The 17,761-nt window shown below is 46.6% G+C and carries 14 protein-coding genes and 2 tRNA genes; 9 read left to right on the forward strand and 7 right to left on the reverse strand.

Going from position 1 to position 17,761, the window contains the following annotated elements; all coding sequences use genetic code 11:
* Positions 1–391: IS30 family transposase (locus tag AAKU64_RS04695; protein WP_354361552.1), on the forward strand; the 391-nt coding region annotated here is incomplete at its 5' end.
* A gap of 167 nt (positions 392–558) precedes the next feature.
* Here the strand turns inward: AAKU64_RS04695 and nadB are convergent.
* Together nadB and purT are read right to left on the reverse strand one after the other, a co-directional pair.
* Positions 559–2,163 carry an L-aspartate oxidase gene (nadB, locus tag AAKU64_RS04700; RefSeq protein WP_354329796.1) on the reverse strand — a complete coding sequence of 535 codons (1,605 nt, stop codon included), beginning with the start codon at positions 2,161–2,163 and terminating at the stop codon, positions 559–561.
* A 131-nt stretch (positions 2,164–2,294) separates the two neighbouring features.
* The gene (gene purT, locus AAKU64_RS04705) at positions 2,295–3,509 is read right to left on the reverse strand and encodes a formate-dependent phosphoribosylglycinamide formyltransferase (RefSeq protein WP_354361554.1); all 1,215 of its coding nucleotides are present in this window, start codon (positions 3,507–3,509) and stop codon (positions 2,295–2,297) included.
* A gap of 379 nt (positions 3,510–3,888) precedes the next feature.
* On the opposite strand from purT, the gene AAKU64_RS04710 reads away from it, so the two are divergent.
* The 4 genes from AAKU64_RS04710 (at position 3,889) to AAKU64_RS04725 (ending at position 6,390) form a co-directional block, all read left to right on the forward strand.
* Positions 3,889–4,161 (forward strand): HU family DNA-binding protein, encoded by a 273-nt coding sequence (locus AAKU64_RS04710; protein ID WP_322118780.1) that lies wholly within the window; start codon positions 3,889–3,891, stop codon positions 4,159–4,161.
* Positions 4,162–4,213: 52 nt separating this feature from the next.
* Positions 4,214–4,289 (forward strand) — tRNA-Val (locus tag AAKU64_RS04715).
* Between the two features lie 29 nt (positions 4,290–4,318).
* A tRNA-Asp gene (locus tag AAKU64_RS04720) sits at positions 4,319–4,395 on the forward strand.
* Between the two features lie 72 nt (positions 4,396–4,467).
* The gene (locus AAKU64_RS04725; protein WP_354329800.1) at positions 4,468–6,390 is read left to right on the forward strand and encodes a SurA N-terminal domain-containing protein; all 1,923 of its coding nucleotides are present in this window, start codon (positions 4,468–4,470) and stop codon (positions 6,388–6,390) included.
* A gap of 165 nt (positions 6,391–6,555) precedes the next feature.
* Here AAKU64_RS04725 and AAKU64_RS04730 read toward each other — a convergent pair whose 3' ends face one another.
* From AAKU64_RS04730 to kbl, 5 genes are all read right to left on the reverse strand, one after another.
* Positions 6,556–6,888, reverse strand: a complete 333-nt coding sequence (locus tag AAKU64_RS04730; RefSeq protein WP_354329802.1) for a flagellar basal body protein — start codon at positions 6,886–6,888, stop codon at positions 6,556–6,558.
* 88 nt (positions 6,889–6,976) lie between these two features.
* Positions 6,977–7,816 (reverse strand): universal stress protein, encoded by an 840-nt coding sequence (locus AAKU64_RS04735; protein ID WP_322118246.1) that lies wholly within the window; start codon positions 7,814–7,816, stop codon positions 6,977–6,979.
* A gap of 496 nt (positions 7,817–8,312) precedes the next feature.
* Positions 8,313–9,698: an L-serine ammonia-lyase gene (locus tag AAKU64_RS04740; protein ID WP_354329804.1), complete on the reverse strand. Its 1,386-nt coding sequence runs from the start codon at positions 9,696–9,698 to the stop codon at positions 8,313–8,315.
* Positions 9,699–9,726: 28 nt separating this feature from the next.
* Complete coding sequence (locus AAKU64_RS04745; RefSeq protein WP_322118248.1) at positions 9,727–10,698, reverse strand: NAD-dependent epimerase/dehydratase family protein; 972 nt, start codon at positions 10,696–10,698, stop codon at positions 9,727–9,729.
* A 13-nt stretch (positions 10,699–10,711) separates the two neighbouring features.
* The gene (gene kbl / locus AAKU64_RS04750) at positions 10,712–11,923 is read right to left on the reverse strand and encodes a glycine C-acetyltransferase (protein ID WP_354329806.1); all 1,212 of its coding nucleotides are present in this window, start codon (positions 11,921–11,923) and stop codon (positions 10,712–10,714) included.
* Between the two features lie 231 nt (positions 11,924–12,154).
* Here kbl and AAKU64_RS04755 point away from each other — a divergent pair, with 231 nt between their 5' ends.
* The 4 genes from AAKU64_RS04755 (at position 12,155) to AAKU64_RS04770 (ending at position 17,761) form a co-directional block, all read left to right on the forward strand.
* Complete coding sequence (locus AAKU64_RS04755; RefSeq protein WP_354329808.1) at positions 12,155–12,727, forward strand: helix-turn-helix domain-containing protein; 573 nt, start codon at positions 12,155–12,157, stop codon at positions 12,725–12,727.
* A 525-nt stretch (positions 12,728–13,252) separates the two neighbouring features.
* A complete protein-coding gene (locus AAKU64_RS04760; RefSeq protein ID WP_354329810.1) occupies positions 13,253–14,893 on the forward strand; it encodes an OFA family MFS transporter in 1,641 nt (546 codons plus the stop codon).
* Positions 14,894–15,113: 220 nt separating this feature from the next.
* Positions 15,114–17,480: an FdhF/YdeP family oxidoreductase gene (locus AAKU64_RS04765; RefSeq protein WP_354361556.1), complete on the forward strand. Its 2,367-nt coding sequence runs from the start codon at positions 15,114–15,116 to the stop codon at positions 17,478–17,480.
* Positions 17,480–17,761, forward strand: a complete 282-nt coding sequence (locus tag AAKU64_RS04770; protein ID WP_354329814.1) for a hypothetical protein — start codon at positions 17,480–17,482, stop codon at positions 17,759–17,761. Before AAKU64_RS04765 ends, AAKU64_RS04770 begins: the two co-directional genes overlap by 1 nt.

Genomic DNA, 17,761 nt, shown 5'->3' on the forward strand with positions numbered 1-17,761 from the left:
GCAACATCATAGCAAACACGCGCAAGGGGTTGCTGCCAGCATCGAGCAACTGCTCACGCCACATCAGCAGCACTGCCATACCATCACGTTCGATAACGGCAGGGAATTTGCAGGGCATGAGTCCATCGCAGCGCATCTGCAAGCCCAAGTGTACTTCGCTCATCCGTATCATTCCTGGGAGCGGGGGCTCAACGAGAACACGAACGGCTTATTACGATACTACTTTCCAAAGAACACCAACTTCAAGGAAATCACTCAAGCCCAGTTACAACGGGCAGTCAATCATCTCAATCATCGCCCTAGGAAATGCCTCGGCTATCGAACGCCGTTTGAGGTTTTTTATAATTTGGATATACTCCCACTAAAACTTACCTCCCGTTGCTCTTCGTAGCTGAATCCGCCTACCCTTATTGTCCAGATATCGCTTGGACGATTTAAATTACTGGGTGGGAGTATTAATTTATTGGTTTTATGCTTTAGATTTATTTTTGCAAAAAAAAGCGCCGCAAATTCGTTTTGATACGAACTTGCGGCGCTTTTTTATTTGGTGGAGCTTTATTATTTTTTACGTTTAGGCGATAGCACGGTAGGCAAGGCTTTCGGTAAGGTGTCTGGATAATCGCGACTAAAATGCAGGCCTCGGCTTTCGCGGCGAGACAGTGCGCTATTCACGATCAGTGAGGCGACATCAACCAGATTGCGCAGTTCCAGCAAATTATTTGTAATGCGGAAATTAGCGTAATACTCATCGATTTCTTCTTTCAATAAACGTATCCGATGTTTTGCGCGCTCCAGTCGTTTATTGGTGCGAACGATGCCGACATAATTCCACATAAAGCGACGCAGTTCGTCCCAGTTGTGAGCGATGACGACTTCTTCATCTGCATCCGATACACGGCTTTCGTCCCATGCTGGTAAGTTGAGAGACGGTCGTAATTCTTGTGCCGCGATGTCTTGCGCCGCAGCTTTGCCGATAACCAGGCATTCCAACAAGGAATTGCTGGCTAATCGATTGGCGCCATGCAGACCGGTGTAGGCGGTCTCTCCTACGGCGTATAAACCAGGCAAATCTGTTCTGCCGGTCGTATCGGTCACAATCCCGCCGCAGGTGAAATGTACTGCAGGTACCACGGGAATAGCTTGCTTAGTAATGTCGATACCCAATTCCAGGCAGCGGGCATAAATCATTGGGAAGTGTTCTTTTAAAAATTCCGGTGATTTATGCGTAATATCGAGCTCTACAAAATCTAAACCACGTTTTTTCATTTCGAAATCGATCGCTCTTGCGACCACATCGCGCGGTGCGAGTTCTGCCCGGCTATCATGATCGAGCATAAAGCGTGCACCTGCGCTGGCACCTGCCTCTGCTGGCAACTTTAAGATGCCACCTTCACCACGTACCGCTTCAGTGATCAGAAATGATTTGGCATACGGATGATATAAACAGGTCGGATGGAATTGCATAAACTCCATATTCGCTACGCGACATCCAGCACGCCATGCCATCGCAATGCCATCCCCCGTCGCCGTGTCCGGATTGGTCGTGTACAAATACACTTTGCCAGCGCCGCCAGTCGCCATGACGGTATGTGGCGCTTCAAACGTATGGACTTTACCCGTTTTGACATCTTGCACATACAGACCCAAACAGCGCGGTGTCGCGGATGTTTCGCCCAGCTTGGCTGAGGTAATAACGTCGATTGCGTAGTGATGTTCAAACAAACTGATGTTCGGATGCGCCCGAACTTTTTGTTCCAGTGTCTGTTGTACGGCATGACCTGTGGAGTCAGCAGCATGAATAATCCGTCGCTGGCTGTGACCGCCTTCGCGCGTCAGGTGGAAGCCTAATTCAGCATCGTCGTCACGCGTAAATGGCACACCTTGTTCGATGAGCCAATCAATTGCTTCGCGTCCGTGTTCAATGATGTAGCGGGTCGCACCTTCATCACACAGACCACCGCCAGCGATCAGCGTATCTGAAATATGCTGCTCGTGACTGTCATGCGAATCCAGTACGGCGGCAATACCACCTTGCGCCCAATCACTGGCACCATCGAGTAAAGCACGCTTAGAAACCACCGCAACTTTGCGGGTCTTAGCGAGATGTAGCGCGACCGATAAACCTGCTAAGCCACTACCTACAATTGCGACGTCAAATTTCATAAGGATGACCGTTAATTCAAGCGCTTGCTTGTACTGCACTAAAAAATATCTTAACTAAACTCACCATGCTGAATTTATCGAGTTTAGTTATCGGTATAAAGCGGGTTGTTTTTTTGCGTATGCTTGTTGCGTTATTCGTCAACAATCACGGGCTTCACTTTGGCAGCAGCAGCTTTTGCCAGCAACCGAGCCGTATCGGTACCTGCCGCAGTGGCTAGTGCAACACCCATGCGGCGGCGACTAAATGATTCTGGCTTACCGAATAAACGGATATCGGTGCCTTCCACTTGCAAAGCTTCTGCCACACCTTCAAACGCAATTGCTTTGTGATTATGCTGACCGTAGATTACCGCAGATGCAGCGGGCGTGCGCAGCGCTACGTTAACCGGCAAGCCGAGGATTGCTTTGGCGTGTAACTCAAATTCATTCTGGACTTGGCTGGACATCGTCACCATGCCGGTATCATGAGGACGTGGGCTGACTTCAGAGAACCAGACCATATCGTTTTTCACAAATAGTTCGACGCCAAATAAGCCAAGGCCGCCAAGATCGTCCGTGACTTTTTTAGCGATATCACGTGCACGCTCTAATGCCTTACTGTGCATAGCTTGTGGTTGCCATGATTCGACATAATCGCCTTGTACTTGCACATGGCCGATAGGTTCGCAGAAATGGGTCTCGACTTCTCCGTTGCTTCCGATCGCGCGCACGGTCAACAAGGTGATTTCATATTCGAAGTCGATGAAACCCTCAACAATCACGCGACCAGAATTGACGCGACCACCTGCTGCAGCGTAGTTCCAGGCGGCTTCCACTTCTTCTGCACTATCAATTTTTGATTGACCTTTTCCTGATGAGGACATCACTGGCTTGATGATGCACGGAAAGCCGATTTCGCTTGATGCTTGTTGTAATTCAGCGAGACTATCAGCGAACCGGTAAGGTGAGGTTGGCAGGTTTAAGGTCTCAACCGCCAGGCGCCGGATGCCTTCACGATTCATGGTCAGCCATGCGGCGCGAGCAGTTGGGATGACGCGCGTTTTGCCGGCCTTCTCAAGCTCCATCAACATGGTGGTGGCTATGGCTTCGATTTCCGGTACGACTAAATCGGGCTGCTCTAACTCAATCAAGCGAGCGAGTGCTGCGCCATCAGTCATGTCAATCACGTGCGCTCTGTGCGCAACCTGATGTCCCGGCGCATTTTCATACCGATCTACTGCGATAACTTCGACGCCAAGACGTTGCAAAGAAATAATAACTTCTTTACCGAGTTCGCCAGAGCCAAGCAGCATAACTTTAGTTGCGGTAGCAGATAAGGGGGTGCCGAATCGTTTGATCGTTTTCATGGTCATTTGGAATAAAGAGATTGAGTTAGGATAATAAGGATCGCCGAGCTAATTTTTGGGCTTGAGATTGTGTATATGTCGATGGTTCAATTTGGTGCTGAACCAAATATTGTCAAACAACATCTGCAAGCACGCCGTATTCGAGTGCATTTTTAGATGCGATGATGGTGCAAATCAATTATTTGAAATTATACTTTTGATTTGAAGAAGAAAACCCAAGAAGATTGTAGGGAAACGCTGCAAACCGCTTGACACAAGGGTTTCCGGCTTGATTTAATACTGGATGCAGATTTTCTGCTTGGCGTGATCGATGCCCGACCAATAAATAATCGAATACATCATCGCGGAGTTAAATTGGACTTTTGTGAGGGGGACGTAAGTGAATAAAACTGAATTGATCGAACACATTGCTAACACGGCTGATATTTCCAAAGCAGCATCGGCACGAGCATTAGATGCAATTATTGGTGCTGTAAAAACGACATTGAAAAAAAGCGGTACTGTTACTTTGGTCGGTTTTGGTACATTTACAGTGGGTAAACGCGCTGCTAGAATAGGTCGTAACCCACGTACTGGCGAGGCAATTAAGATCAAAGCAGCCAAGGTTCCTAAATTTAAGCCTGGCAAAGCATTGAAAGATGCTGTAAACTAATGGACTTCGTGACGCAGTGATAAGCGTCACAAGTATTGGCAGTAGATGGATGGGGCGCTTAGCTCAGTTGGTAGAGCGGAGCCCTTACAAGGCTTAGGTCGGGAGTTCGAGCCTCTCAGCGCCCACCATGATTGTCAATATAAGTTGTAGCAAATAAGGAGTGGTAGTTCAGTTGGTTAGAATACCGGCCTGTCACGCCGGGGGTCGCGGGTTCGAGCCCCGTCCGCTCCGCCAAGATTAAAAAGGTGAACGTAAGTTCACCTTTTTTCATATTCGGTAACAGTTTGTCAGAGTGATCGGTTGACCATGTTTGAGTATATTCGTACACACCAACGCTTGATGCAGTTTCTCTTGCTGCTCATTATTTTTCCGTCGTTCGCATTTGTTGGATTGCAAAGTTATACAAGTTCACGCGGCGCGAGTGATGCGGTTGCGACCGTAGCTGGCCAGTCGATTAGTCAGCAAGAGTTTGATGCGGCACAGCGTGATCAGCTAGAACGTTTGCGTCAAGCCTATGGCGCTCAATTTGACTCCAAATTACTTAACACTCCAGAAGCACGTCAATCGATACTGGATGAATTGATTACTCGTAAAGCCTTAATGGCTGAGTTGACTAGCCAGCATTTGAGTGTGGCAGATCAAACTCTGCAGCAGACGATTATTGCTACCCCTGGTTTAACGAAAGCTGACGGTAGTTTTGACAATGAGAGATATAAAGCATTATTAGCAGCACAAGGTATGACGCCAATGATGTATCAGGAACGTCTGCGTCAAGATATGTCTTTGCAGCAGTTGTTGACGGCAGTTCAGGGAACTGCGTTTGTACCTAAGACAGTTGCCGAGCGTTTTTCTGCGATCAATGAGCAAGAGCGTGAAGTCCAGGCTTTGAATTTCCAATCAGGTGATTTCGCTGCTCAAGTAAAAATTACTGATGAAGCCTTAAAAGCGTACTACGAAAAAAATGCTGCACAATTTGAAATTCCTGAGTCGATCAAAGCAGAATATGTTGTGTTGAATACCGACGCACTGAGTTCACAAATCACGGTGACAGACGCGGAAGTGCAAGCACTATATGAACAAAATAAAAAAGCTTACTCAACTGAAGAGCAGCGTCGTGCCAGCCACATCTTGATTTCGACTAAGAAAGATGCCAGCGCTGCTGATAAAGCAGCGGCCAAAGCAAAGGCGGAAGGTTTGCTAGCAACCTTGCGCAAGAATCCTGAATTGTTTGCGAAGTTAGCGAAAGAAAATTCTCAAGATCCGGGTTCTGCAGAACGTGGTGGCGATTTAGATTTCTTCGGCAAAGGCGCTATGGTGAAAGCTTTTGAAGATACGGCTTTCAAATTGAAGCAGGGTGATATCAGTGATGTGGTGCAGACAGATTTCGGCTATCACATTATCCAGCTGACTGCGATAAAGCCTGCCAGCGTAAAGTCTTTGGATGAAGTTAAACCTCAGATTACTGCTGAGATCAAAAAACAAAAAGCAGCAAAAATTTATGCAGATGCAGCCGAGACTTTTACAAACTCCGTGTATGAGCAATCCGATAGTTTGAAAGATGTTGCTGACAAACTTAAATTAAAGATCGAGACAGTATCATCGTTGACGCGTCAGCCAAATCCAGCTTTGCCAGCGACAGCTTTATTTAATAATACTAAGTTTTTAAAAGCAATTTTTTCTGATGATGTCATCAAGAAAAAACATAATACTGAAGCAGTAGAAGTAGCCCCGAGCACCTTGATTTCAGGACGTATTGTTGAATATAAAGCAGCAAGCAAACGTCCTTTTGATGAAGTTAAGGCGTTGATCGTTGCCCGTGTTACTCAAACTGAATCTGTGGCGCTGGCGAAAAAAGCAGGCGAAGATAAATTGAAGTCCTTGAAAGCCGCTGATAGCACAGCTGGTTTTTCAGATGTAAAAGTGTTTTCTCGTTTGAAGAATCCAGAGATATCTCCAGCGGCGTTTGCTGAGGTGATGAAAGCGGATGTGCAAAAATTACCCGCGTTTGTCGGTATTGATGTTCCCGGTGCTGGTTATACGATCTACCGTATTGGCAAGGTCACTGCTGGCACGGTTGATGTAGCAAGACGTAAATCTGAGCAACAGCAATTGTCTGATGCTCTGGCGCAGCAAGATGTTTATTCTTATATAGAAGCTTTAAAGCAAAAGGGTAAAGTAACGATCAATAAGTCTTTGATTTCTGCGCCTGTTTCTAACGCTACTGAATAAAATATTTTGCTCAATAAAAAAGCACCGTTCGCGGTGCTTTTTTATTGCCTGGTTTTATACTTACTTATTACATTCATTTATTTCGCATAATTATTATGCTTCGTCAGGCTATATTAGTTTCTTGATTTTGGTTGTAAATTAAAAATCGGCAATATTATTTCAAACCTAAGCGGTAATGTTGAACAATGTTCCTAAAACTTGATCAGCAGTTTTAACGATCTTGGCTGAAAAATCGAAACCGGCTTTATATTCTAAAGACTGTACAAGTTCAGTGGCGAGGTCGGTACCACTAGTGGCGCTTGGCGCGGTAGCTCCCGAGCTGTTGCTAAAGCTGGTAATACTACTATTTACCCCGCCGTTTGTGGCTTCCTGAAATTGTACTTGCTGGGGTTGGAAGCCATTCGTATTGGCGTTTGCAATATTGTGAGCAGAGCTATCCAGTGCCCGTTGATAAGATTGAAGTCCTGACAGACCAGTTTGTAGTGCCGAAATAGACATAAATCACCTTTCTTACAAGGTCTAAATTAAACGTGAACGACGCATGAATGACGCATTATAAAAAATTGTTCGTCCACCTTAGTGTAGCTTAATGCGACATTAGCACAGGAATAGTCATGCTTTTAAGAATGGTTCTGGTTACGCCACCCATAATCATCTCGCGGAAGCGCGAGTGCCCATAACCACCCATCACCAGTAAATCACTATCCAGATCATGTGCCAGCGACAGCACGGCATTGCCGATATCAGTAGATGTTTTATGTACTGACACTTCAACTTTGATGCCATGTCTAGCCAGATACAGAGCGATATCTGCACCAGGTTGCTCTCCATGTGCGTCGGGTGTGGACTTGGGATTGAAGATCGCCACTTGTACTAATTCTGCCCGCTTGAGCAGTGGGATTGCATCAGTCACAGCGCGCGTCGATTCGCGACTTGCGTCCCATGAAATAAGCGGACGCTTTGCTACTGACGTGAAATCACCCGTGTAGGGAATGATCAGCACAGGACGTCCAGAGTTCATGATGATGTATTCTGGAAAATCAGGTAAAACCGATGGCGATGGCTCATCATTATTAGTTTGTCCGATCACGACCAGATCGCTGTAACGTGCTTGCAAGCCAATGCCACCACCAGCCTCGTCATTGGCAATCATGCTGGCAAAAGATTGCACACCAGATTCCTGCATACTTTTATTGAAACCAGAAATAGCTTTTTCTGCACGCTCACGTAGCAAGTTTAAATGAATCACTAAGTTAGGGTCACCCATGCTGATGTTGCCGTCCTGGTAGATAAAACGCGATACGCCAGTCACGGCAGTACCAATCAGGTGAGCATTTTCGGCAATCGCAAGTTCGGCCGCGACCTGGATTCTCAGGTGGGAGCGGTTGGATTCATCCACATGGACGAGTATGGTCTTGTAGGACATGGCGTACTCCTGATCGAAGATTACAAAGCTAAGCGACAAAAACTAAGTGATGTAGCTAAGTGATATCGCCAAGCGTATACCCATTTCATTTAACTGCAACTTTGATTATTTTTTGGATAACGTATTTATATTTCATCTTCAAAAAAGAGAACAGAGCAGATGCATTCAGACCAGAGTTAAAAATATACTCTCTGCCTGTATATATTCATTGTTCAGGTAAATATTGGACAATAGAGGGTTTTGGAGAAAATTTATGGGGAGTATATAGTCAAGGATATTTACTAAGACCTACTCGACTTGCATAAGCTCGATGAATAAGCAGGATCTGATTCTGCTTCTTCATTGACTAAAGTAAGTTTATTTGTGTAGGTTTAGTTGTATAGTTTTTCTATGCTGGTATAGCTGTTAAGCACAGTGTGATGTTGCAAATGCGGGTCGCAGATATCACATCTTAATGAGTGCAATAAAACAATAGTCGCAGAGCAGAGTACCGCAATTAGCAGGCTGCATGATTGACTGTGATGACATGCACAGCCAAACCACCGAGTGAGGTTTCTTTATATTTAGTTTGCATGTCCGCGCCGGTCTGTCGCATGGTTTCTATTACTTGATCGAGGCTGACATGATGCGTGCCATCGCCTCTGAGCGCCAGTGATGCTGCTGTAATCGCTTTAACTGCACCCATGCCGTTGCGTTCTATACAGGGGATTTGTACCAGGCCGCCGATTGGGTCGCAGGTCATGCCCAGGTGATGTTCGATACCGATTTCGGCTGCCGATTCGATTTGTTCATTAGTGCCGCCCAGCGCTGCGGTGAGCCCGGCAGCAGCCATGGCGCAGGCTACGCCGACTTCGCCCTGGCAACCGATTTCTGCTCCGGAAATAGAAGCGTTTTTCTTACAAAGCATGCCGATTGCCGAAGCAACTAACATAAAATTGCGGATACCTAATTCTGGATTACTTGGTTTGCAGTCTTCTGCGTAATATCGCAATACAGCTGGGATAATACCAGCGGCACCATTGGTAGGGGCAGTAACGACGCGACCGCCTGCAGCATTTTCTTCGTTTACCGCCATCGCATATAAGCTGACTTTATGCATGCCGTCATGTGGTAAGACGTCCGCACTTTCATTGGCGCTGCGCCACAATTTTGCTGCGCGTCGTTTCACGTGCAAACCGCCAGGTAATTCACCTGAGATTTGCAAGCCGCGTGAGATGCATCCCTTCATTACAGCCCAGATTTTGTCGATACCTGTATCGAGTTCTGCATCGCTGCAATGAGTGATCTCATTCGCCCGCAGCATCGCGGCAATGGAGAGCCCAGTGCGCTGACCGTGTGCCAATAATTCTGCCATTGTGCCGAATGGAAAAGGTCGGGAGGACGTGGCGTGATCGTTATCCGCGCTGGCCGATTGCAGCAGCTCTGCCTCAGTCGAAATAAAACCACCACCAGTAGAGTAAAAGACCTGATCGCAGCTAGTGCCATCGTTACGCGTCAAGGTAAAGCGCATGCCATTTGGGTGTCCTGGCAAAACTTCTTGTTTGTGCCATAAGAGGTCGTCCATCATGTCAAACTTGACGGGATATTCCCCCAGCAAATTCATACTGCCGCTGCTTGCGAGCGCAGTCAATTTATCTTCAATCGTATCGGGAATCACATCTTGCGGTGTCTCGCCCATCAGGCCGAGTAATACTGCTTTGTCAGTGGCATGACCATGCCCCGTTAACGCTAGCGAACCGTATAAGGCAACTTGTACTTTACTGACTTTAAATAATTCAGGACATTCGAGTAAAAACCGCCGCGCCGCAAGCATCGGGCCGACGGTATGTGAGCTGGATGGACCTACACCTATTTTAAATAAATCAAATACACGCATGTCCATACCAAACCTCACTTTGTCTCAAAAATTTTTATGCAGCCTGGGCTTGTGCTCCAGTGCTGATCTTTACGTTCTTCAGCATGTCATTGACTAATTGTGTCATGCCGATCTCTGCCTGCCATCCCCAATCCTTGCGGGCGGCACTGTCGTCAAGGCTCTGTGGCCAAGTAGCAGCAATCGCCTGGCGGCTATCTGGCGCGTAGTGTATGTCAAAGTCGGGCAAATTTTGTTTGATTGCGAGGGCCAATTCCCGTGGATTGAAGCTTAAACCAGCGACATTGTAAGAAGAACGTATACAAAGTTTGCTGGCAGGTGCATCCATCAAAGAAATCGTCGCCCGGATCGCATCAGGCATATAGATCATCGGCAATGTTGTCTCAGCTTCCAGGAAGCATTCATATGATTCTCCACGCAAAGCGGAGTGGAAAATCGCAATCGCATAATCAGTCGTGCCACCGCCCGGTGGCGACTTGTAGCTGATGATGCCTGGATAACGAATGCTGCGAACATCAACACCATATTTTTGGAAATAATATTCGCACAGACGCTCACCCGCTAATTTGCTGATGCCATAAATCGTACTTGGGTCCATCACCGTATATTGCGGTGTGTTGACGGCTGGCGTGTTAGGACCAAATGCAGCGATGGAGGACGGCCAGAATATTTTTAAAGGTTTACCCGCTTCACCTCGGATACGCGCCAGTTCTAAAATATTCAGCAAGCCATCCATGTTCAAGGTCCAGGCTTTTAACGGTGCTTGCTCGCCTGTGGCAGATAATAATGCAGCCAGTTGGTACACCTGAGTCACGGTATATTTTTCTACGACCTCTGCAAGACGGGCTGTGTTTAACACGTCGATGACTTCATAGATTTTTGCGCCATACAAACTGTTAGGGCTGATATCCGCCGCAATGACATTGTCTGCGCCATATTGTGTGGCTAATGCTTCAACCAGTTCACTGCCGATTTGACCATTCGCGCCGATGACTAAAATACGTTCCATGTGCTGTCCTTTATTAAATTAAACCAAGTTCACGGCCTGCTTGCGCAAAGGCGGCGAGGGCGGTATCGAGTTGTTCTGTTGTATGCGCTGCGGATAATTGCACTCGCACGCGTGCCTGACCCATCGGTACCACCGGATAAAAGAAACCAGTAACTAAGATGCCTAGTTCATACAAACGCGCAGCAAATTTTTGTGCTACCGGAGCATCGAATAACATCACTGGTACGACAGGATGTGTGCCGGGTTTGATAGTGAATCCGAGCGCTGCAATTTCACGACGGAAGTGTGCAGTATTGGCATGCAAGCGATCGCGCAATTCGGTAGAAGTCGATAAGCGTTCCAGCACCGCCAGCGATGCACCGGCAATCGACGGCGCTAAGGTATTAGAAAATAAATAAGGACGGGATTTTTGACGCAAGGTGTCGATCACTTCTTTACGCGCTGCGGTGAATCCACCCATCGCACCACCTAAAGCTTTGCCCAATGTACCGGTGATGATATCGATGCGACCTAAGACGTTGTGATGCTCGTGTGTACCGCGACCTGTTGCACCCATAAAGCCCGAGGCGTGACACTCATCAATCATGACCAAGGCATCATATTTGTCAGCCAGATCACAGATCTTGTCGAGCTGGGCAATTGTGCCGTCCATTGAGAACACGCCATCGGTCACAATCACGCGATGACGTTTGCCTGCCGCTGCTTGCAATTGAACTTCCAGATCTGCCATATCGTTGTGGGCATAACGGAAGCGGGCAGCTTTACATAAACGGATACCGTCGATAATCGATGCATGATTAAGAGCATCAGAAATAATCGCATCGTTCTCATCAAACAACGGCTCGAACACACCGCCATTGGCATCAAACGCCGCCGCATACAAAATCGTATCTTCAGTACCCAAAAAATCAGCAATCGCACGTTCTAATTGTTTATGTACCGTTTGTGTGCCGCAGATAAAACGGACTGAGGATAAGCCATAACCATATTGCTCAGTCGCCTTGATTGATGCCTGTACCATCGCCTCGTCGCCGGACAAGCCCAGATAATTATTGGCGCACAAATTAATCAGTTGGCGACCATCATCGCAAGTGACTTCGGCACCCTGACGCGACGCAATCACACGTTCCGGTTTGTACAGACCTTGTGAACGCAGGCCGTCTAAGTTCTGGCTTAGGCCGCTAAAAAATGATTGCTTACTAGATGTGTCGGTGACGTTGCTCATGCTTGGCTCCTGATGACTGGGTAGAACTATTCTATGACTTTTCAGGACTTACACAAGATCGCTTCAGCAATGCTGCTGGAGCAAGTTTATGCAAATCCTGGATTTAAAACTAACCCACCCATCGTAATGCTCTGGTAAGATGTTTTCAAATCATTGAAATATTCGATATGAAGAACTAAAGTTCGATATAGTGGATATTATCTGTGCTTGTTCAACTATGCAAGAGGCAATATGAAAAAAGTTTTGAGTAATACGCCGCCAGAAGTAGGTGCTACTTTGCAAAGAATGCGTCTGGAGCGTGGTCTGACGCTGGACGATTTATCGCGTACAGCCGGTGTTTCTAAATCGATGCTGTCACAAATAGAGAGAGAAAAAGCCAATCCCACGATTGCAGTCGCGTGGCGGCTGGCGAATGCACTAGGCGTCAGTATTGCCGAATTACTGTCAGCAGAAGTGCCCAAGGTCGATGTCATCCGTATGCTGGAACCGCATGAGACACCAACTTTGCCAGGTGAACACGCCGGTTATGTTTTAAAAATTTTAGGCCCGATGGAACTGGCAGGTAAATATGAGTGGTATGAACTGATCTTGGCTCCGGGCGGCGCACTGGTGTCTAATTCACATGACCCTGGTGCGACTGAGCACTTGACCTTACTCAATGGTCAGATAGAAGTAGAAGTAGACAGTATTAAGAAAAAACTCAAAGTCGGCGGCACAGCGCGGTACGAGGCTGACAAAAATCACGCAATCCGCAATATTGGTAAGACGGAAGCTAAGGCGCTGATGGTGGTGATTCATCGTTAAAATTTCCTACTCTTTATGTGTGTAGAGTAATTTTTTTATGGATTTCAGTGCGGTTTTGCAACACATTTTTTCTTAATATTCATGCATTGCCAAATAAATCCTTCATTCTGCAATGCTGGATATTCTTCAGGCGTGACTTAAAAAGCGGGTCAGTAAGTATCGCTTTTTTATATACTCCCATAAAAAAATCATCAAATACTTCTATCGTCCAAGTTATTATTGGACAATCAAAATATACTCTGAGCAGTATGTTAAATTTATCACCACAGACAGTTCGTTTAAAAAGCCTTTTACTGGTTAACATCTGTGTGTGACGAATTAGGTTTATTTCTTACAGGAATGATCTAAGATATCTATTCATTCGCTTTGAAATTAGCTTTAAAAACTGTTGCCAAAAAGAATTTGCGATAACACAATGCACTCTCATGCCGAATGTAACAATTTGTTCGACCTGTTTTGAGCTGAACCTCTAAGCTAAACTTTTGTTAACCTTGATTTTCATCATCAACATAAAGGCAAAATTTTATGTCCCAATCGCAATTTTCTTTGCTAGCTAAGGAGCGCACCATTGCTGGTGAAGGCTTCAATCGTTGGCTAGTACCGCCTGCGGCTTTGGCGATTCATCTTTGTATCGGTATGGCGTATGGTTTCTCCGTGTTTTGGTTGCCGCTTTCGAAAGCAATCGGTATAGATAAACCGCTTGCCTGTGCCAGCGATGTTGGTCTATTGCAAGAACTGTTTGCCAGTGATTGCGATTGGAAAATCTCTACTCTGACGTTGATGTACACCTTGTTCTTCATCTTCCTCGGCTCTTCCGCTGCCTTATTTGGTGGTTGGCTGGAGCGTGCAGGCCCACGAAAAGCTGGTGTGGTTTCTGCATTGTGCTGGTGTGGTGGTCTAGTGATTTCCTCCTTTGGTGTGTACACGCATCAGGCCTGGCTGTTGTGGTTAGGCGGTGGTGTCATTGGTGGTATTGGCTTGGGTCTGGGCTATATTTCACCAGTATCGACGCTGATTAAATGGTTTCCGGACAAGCGTGGGATGGCAACTGGTATGGCGATCATGGGCTTTGGTGGCGGTGCTTTGATTGGATCACCATTAGCTGATTGGTTAATGCGTCATTTCGCGACACCTACTTCTGTCGGCGTATGGCAAACCTTCTTGGTCATGGCTGCGATTTATTTTGTATTTATGATGGCTGGTGCATTTGGTTACCGTGTACCCGCTTCTGGTTGGAAGCCAGCCGGTTGGACGCCTCCAGTACAAACTAACAATGCAATGATCACGAACAAACATGTCCACTTGAACAAGGCTTGGAAGACTAAGCAGTTCTGGTTGATCTGGGCTGTGCTGTGCTTAAACGTGTCTGCTGGTATCGGTATCTTGGGTATGGCATCGCCTTTGCTGCAAGAAGTGTTTGGCGGTAAATTGATTGGCGTCGATCTTGGCTTCAATGACTTAAATCCAGACCAAAAGAAACAGATTGCGACTATCGCAGCGGCATTTACTGGTTTGCTGTCCTTGTTCAATATTGGTGGTCGCTTCTTCTGGGCGTCGATTTCAGACTATATCGGTCGCAAAGGTACTTACTTCGTCTTCTTCGTACTTGGCTTCATTCTTTACGCATCGATTCCTACAGTAGCGCATGCAGGTAGTTTGGCTTTGTTCGTATTGTTTTTCTGCATTATCTTGTCTATGTATGGTGGTGGTTTTGCCACTGTGCCAGCGTATCTGGCAGATATGTTCGGCTCGCAAATGGTTGGTGCTATCCACGGTCGTTTGCTGACGGCATGGTCAACTGCGGGTGTGCTCGGACCTTTGCTGATTACGTATATCCGCGAATACCAATTGGCGCACGGCGTAGCAAAAGCGCAGGCATATGACATCACCATGTACATCTTGGCGGGTATGTTAGTTCTCGGCTTTATTTGTAATTTATTAGTGCGCCCTGTTAAAGACAGCACTTTTATGACAGATGAAGAACTGGCGACTGAACGCAAGCTGGCACATGATCGTGTTATCGCTAGCTCCACCGATGGTAGCGTTGTTGGAAAAGGCGGTTCGACTAGCCAGGCAACCGTATTGTTTGCTTGGGCAGCAGTAGGTATCCCATTAGCAATCGGTATTTGGATCACTTTGCAAAAAGCTGTTTTGTTATTTAAATAATAGATGTAAGCAAAAAAAGGTCGCCTCAGTGCGATCTTTTTTTTTGGCGTAGACTTAGAAAATATTACGAAACTTGGATGCTTACGCTCATCGATTTTATTGATGATGTAGAAAAATTTAAGTTCTCAAAGCCCGTATTAAAGTCCCAATTTTTAAAGTCCAAGTTTTAAAAAGCCACGTTTTCAAAGTTCAAACCGTTAGTAAAATGAAGAGCGCAATTATGAGCAAAAAAATAGTTCAAGTGTATGACCGTCCCGCTGGTGGCTGGGGTGCCTTAAAAAGTGTTGCTGAGCAGATTTTCCAGCAAGGTATTCCCGGTAAAGGCGCGCGTACTTTATTGTCGGCGAATCAGCCAGATGGCTTTGATTGCCCTGGTTGTGCATGGCCTGATCAAGACCATACATCGACGTTTGAATTTTGTGAAAATGGTGCAAAAGCAGTCGCGGCAGAATCTACAGCACGCCGCGCTACACCAGAGTTAATTTCCAAGCATACGGTGCAGTGGCTAAGCGAACAAACCGATTTTTGGTTGGAAGGGCAGGGACGCTTAACGCAACCTATGCAATACGATCGTGCCACGGACAAATATCAGGTAATCGAATGGGCACAAGCATTTGATCTGATCGCTAAGCGCCTGAATGCGCTGGCATCACCTAACGATGCTATCTTTTATACATCAGGCCGCACCAGCAACGAAGCTGCATTCTTGTACCAGTTATTTGTACGCGAGTTTGGTACTAATAATTTTCCTGACTGCTCTAACATGTGCCACGAGCCTTCGGGCTTTGCAATGAAGGCTGCAATTGGTGTCGGCAAAGGTACCGTTCTGTTGTCAGATTTTGAAGTGGCAGATGCGATTTTAATTTTTGGACAAAATCCTGGCACTAATCATCCGCGCATGCTCGGTGAGTTGCGTGCGGCGTCTAAACGTGGCGCATCAATCGTCTCTTTTAATCCTTTGCGTGAACGTGGTTTAGAAAAATTCCAAAACCCGCAAAATATGGTGGAGATGATCGGAGATCAATCAACCTCAATCTCTTCCGATTATTTTCAGGTAAAAATTGGTGGCGATTTAGCGACGGTTAAAGGCATGATCAAGTGCGTGCTGGAGGCTGATCTGGCGGCCCAGCAAGCTGGTAAGGCGCGCATCATTGATCTTGATTTTATTGCCCAGCACACCGCTAATTTTGATAGTTTTGCTGCCGATGTCATGGCTGAGCCTTGGGATGTTGTGTTGCGTGAATCTGGTTTAGAGCGTGCACAAATCCAGCGTGCTGCTGATATTTATATCGGCGCAGGTAAAGTGATCGCTTGCTGGGGTATGGGTATCACTCAGCATAAACATTCTGTCGCAACAATACAGATGATCGTCAATCTGTTGCTACTTCGCGGCAATATTGGCCGACCTGGTGCCGGTCCTTGTCCTGTGCGTGGTCATAGCAATGTGCAAGGCGATCGCACAATGGGAATTTATGAGAAACCTAGTCCAGCATTTTTAGACCGCCTTGGGCAGGTGTTTGATTTTGCCCCGCCACGTGAAGACGGCTACGACACCGTTGGTGCAATACAAGCGATGCTGGATGAATCAAATAAAGTGTTCTTCGCAATGGGCGGTAATTTTGCCACCGCTACACCTGATACCGACTTGACGCATCGCGCTTTGCAAAATTGTGCTTTGACTGTACATGTCGCGACTAAGCTCAATCGTAGTCATTTGATTTGCGGGCGTGAAGCCTTGATCTTGCCATGTCTTGGCCGTACGGAGATTGATATACAAGAGACTGGTCCGCAAGCAGTTAGTGTTGAGGATTCGATGAGTATGGTGCATCTATCGTCCGGGATTAATGCGCCGGCCTCAAGCAACTTGCTCTCGGAACCTATGATCGTGGCGCGTATGGCAGCAGCGACGCTAAAGGGGCGTAGTAAAACTGATTGGATGTGGCTGGCAGCTGATTACGACCGGATTCGCGACAAGATTGCTGAGGTGTTTGATGATTTTGCTGATTTCAATAGCAAGGTAAAAGTGCCTGGCGGCTTCCATTTGCGTAACACTGCATCCGAGCGCAATTGGGTTACAGCGAATAAAAAAGCAAACTTTTACGCACATCCGGTGCCGACGGATTTGCCAATACATCAGGCCCGCCAAAGTCGTACTTCCCCAGTATTTAATCTGGGTACCATGCGTTCACATGATCAGTACAACACCACAATCTATGGAATGAACGATCGTTACCGGGGTGTGTTTGGCGAGCGCAGAGTTTTGTTCATCAATAAAGAAGACATCGCAGAATTAGGGATGAAAGTCGGTGATTGGGTTGATCTGGAAAGTTTGTGTGACGACAAAATTCAGCGTCAGGCAAAACGTTTCATGCTCGTGGAATACAATATTCCACGCGGTTGTCTTGCCGCCTATTTCCCCGAAACTAATAATCTAATACCGTTATCTAGTTTTGCGGACTTCGCTCGGACACCGACTTCTAAATCGATCCCCGTGGTAGTGACGCCGCATACAGCTAGTCAAAATTCATCTGAGAGCAAGGCGGTAAGCAAGCCGCAGATGGCATCGGATGCGGTAAGTCACGTTTGATGAGTAATGAAGTAAATGATGCTTCGCTCGCTGTTTCTGTTGATCTGATCGAAGCCTTATTGCTAGAGTTAGCTGCACAGAGCGAGCCAGTGTCACTGGCGCGTTTAAGTAAGCGTTTGCGTGTACGTCAAAGTAGCTTATTACGATGTATCGCTTATTTAGGTGACGAGGTCATAGGTACGCAAGCTGGCCCAGGTTTGGTTCAGGTTCAGCAAATCGATGACCGTACTCTCTGCTCTTTGACCGAAAAAGGTCGTATGGCTTGTGCGCTGCAGGAATAA

This window comes from Undibacterium sp. GrIS 1.8 (assembly GCF_040544445.1).
Lineage (GTDB): Bacteria > Pseudomonadota > Gammaproteobacteria > Burkholderiales > Burkholderiaceae_D > Undibacterium.

Excerpts from the sequence above, each read along its gene's own strand:
- nadB (WP_354329796.1), bottom strand. The coding sequence starts at position 2,163 with ATGAAATTTGACGTCGCAATTGTAGGTAGTGGCTTAGCAGGTTTATCG.
- AAKU64_RS04725 (WP_354329800.1), top strand. The coding sequence starts at position 4,468 with ATGTTTGAGTATATTCGTACACACCAACGCTTGATGCAGTTTCTCTTG.
- AAKU64_RS04770 (WP_354329814.1), top strand. The coding sequence starts at position 17,480 with ATGAGTAATGAAGTAAATGATGCTTCGCTCGCTGTTTCTGTTGATCTG.
- AAKU64_RS04755 (WP_354329808.1), top strand. The coding sequence starts at position 12,155 with ATGAAAAAAGTTTTGAGTAATACGCCGCCAGAAGTAGGTGCTACTTTG.
- purT (WP_354361554.1), bottom strand. The coding sequence starts at position 3,509 with ATGAAAACGATCAAACGATTCGGCACCCCCTTATCTGCTACCGCAACT.
- kbl (WP_354329806.1), bottom strand. The coding sequence starts at position 11,923 with ATGAGCAACGTCACCGACACATCTAGTAAGCAATCATTTTTTAGCGGC.
- AAKU64_RS04765 (WP_354361556.1), top strand. The coding sequence starts at position 15,114 with ATGAGCAAAAAAATAGTTCAAGTGTATGACCGTCCCGCTGGTGGCTGG.
- AAKU64_RS04760 (WP_354329810.1), top strand. The coding sequence starts at position 13,253 with ATGTCCCAATCGCAATTTTCTTTGCTAGCTAAGGAGCGCACCATTGCT.
- AAKU64_RS04735 (WP_322118246.1), bottom strand. The coding sequence starts at position 7,816 with ATGTCCTACAAGACCATACTCGTCCATGTGGATGAATCCAACCGCTCC.
- AAKU64_RS04745 (WP_322118248.1), bottom strand. The coding sequence starts at position 10,698 with ATGGAACGTATTTTAGTCATCGGCGCGAATGGTCAAATCGGCAGTGAA.
- AAKU64_RS04730 (WP_354329802.1), bottom strand. The coding sequence starts at position 6,888 with ATGTCTATTTCGGCACTACAAACTGGTCTGTCAGGACTTCAATCTTAT.
- AAKU64_RS04740 (WP_354329804.1), bottom strand. The coding sequence starts at position 9,698 with ATGGACATGCGTGTATTTGATTTATTTAAAATAGGTGTAGGTCCATCC.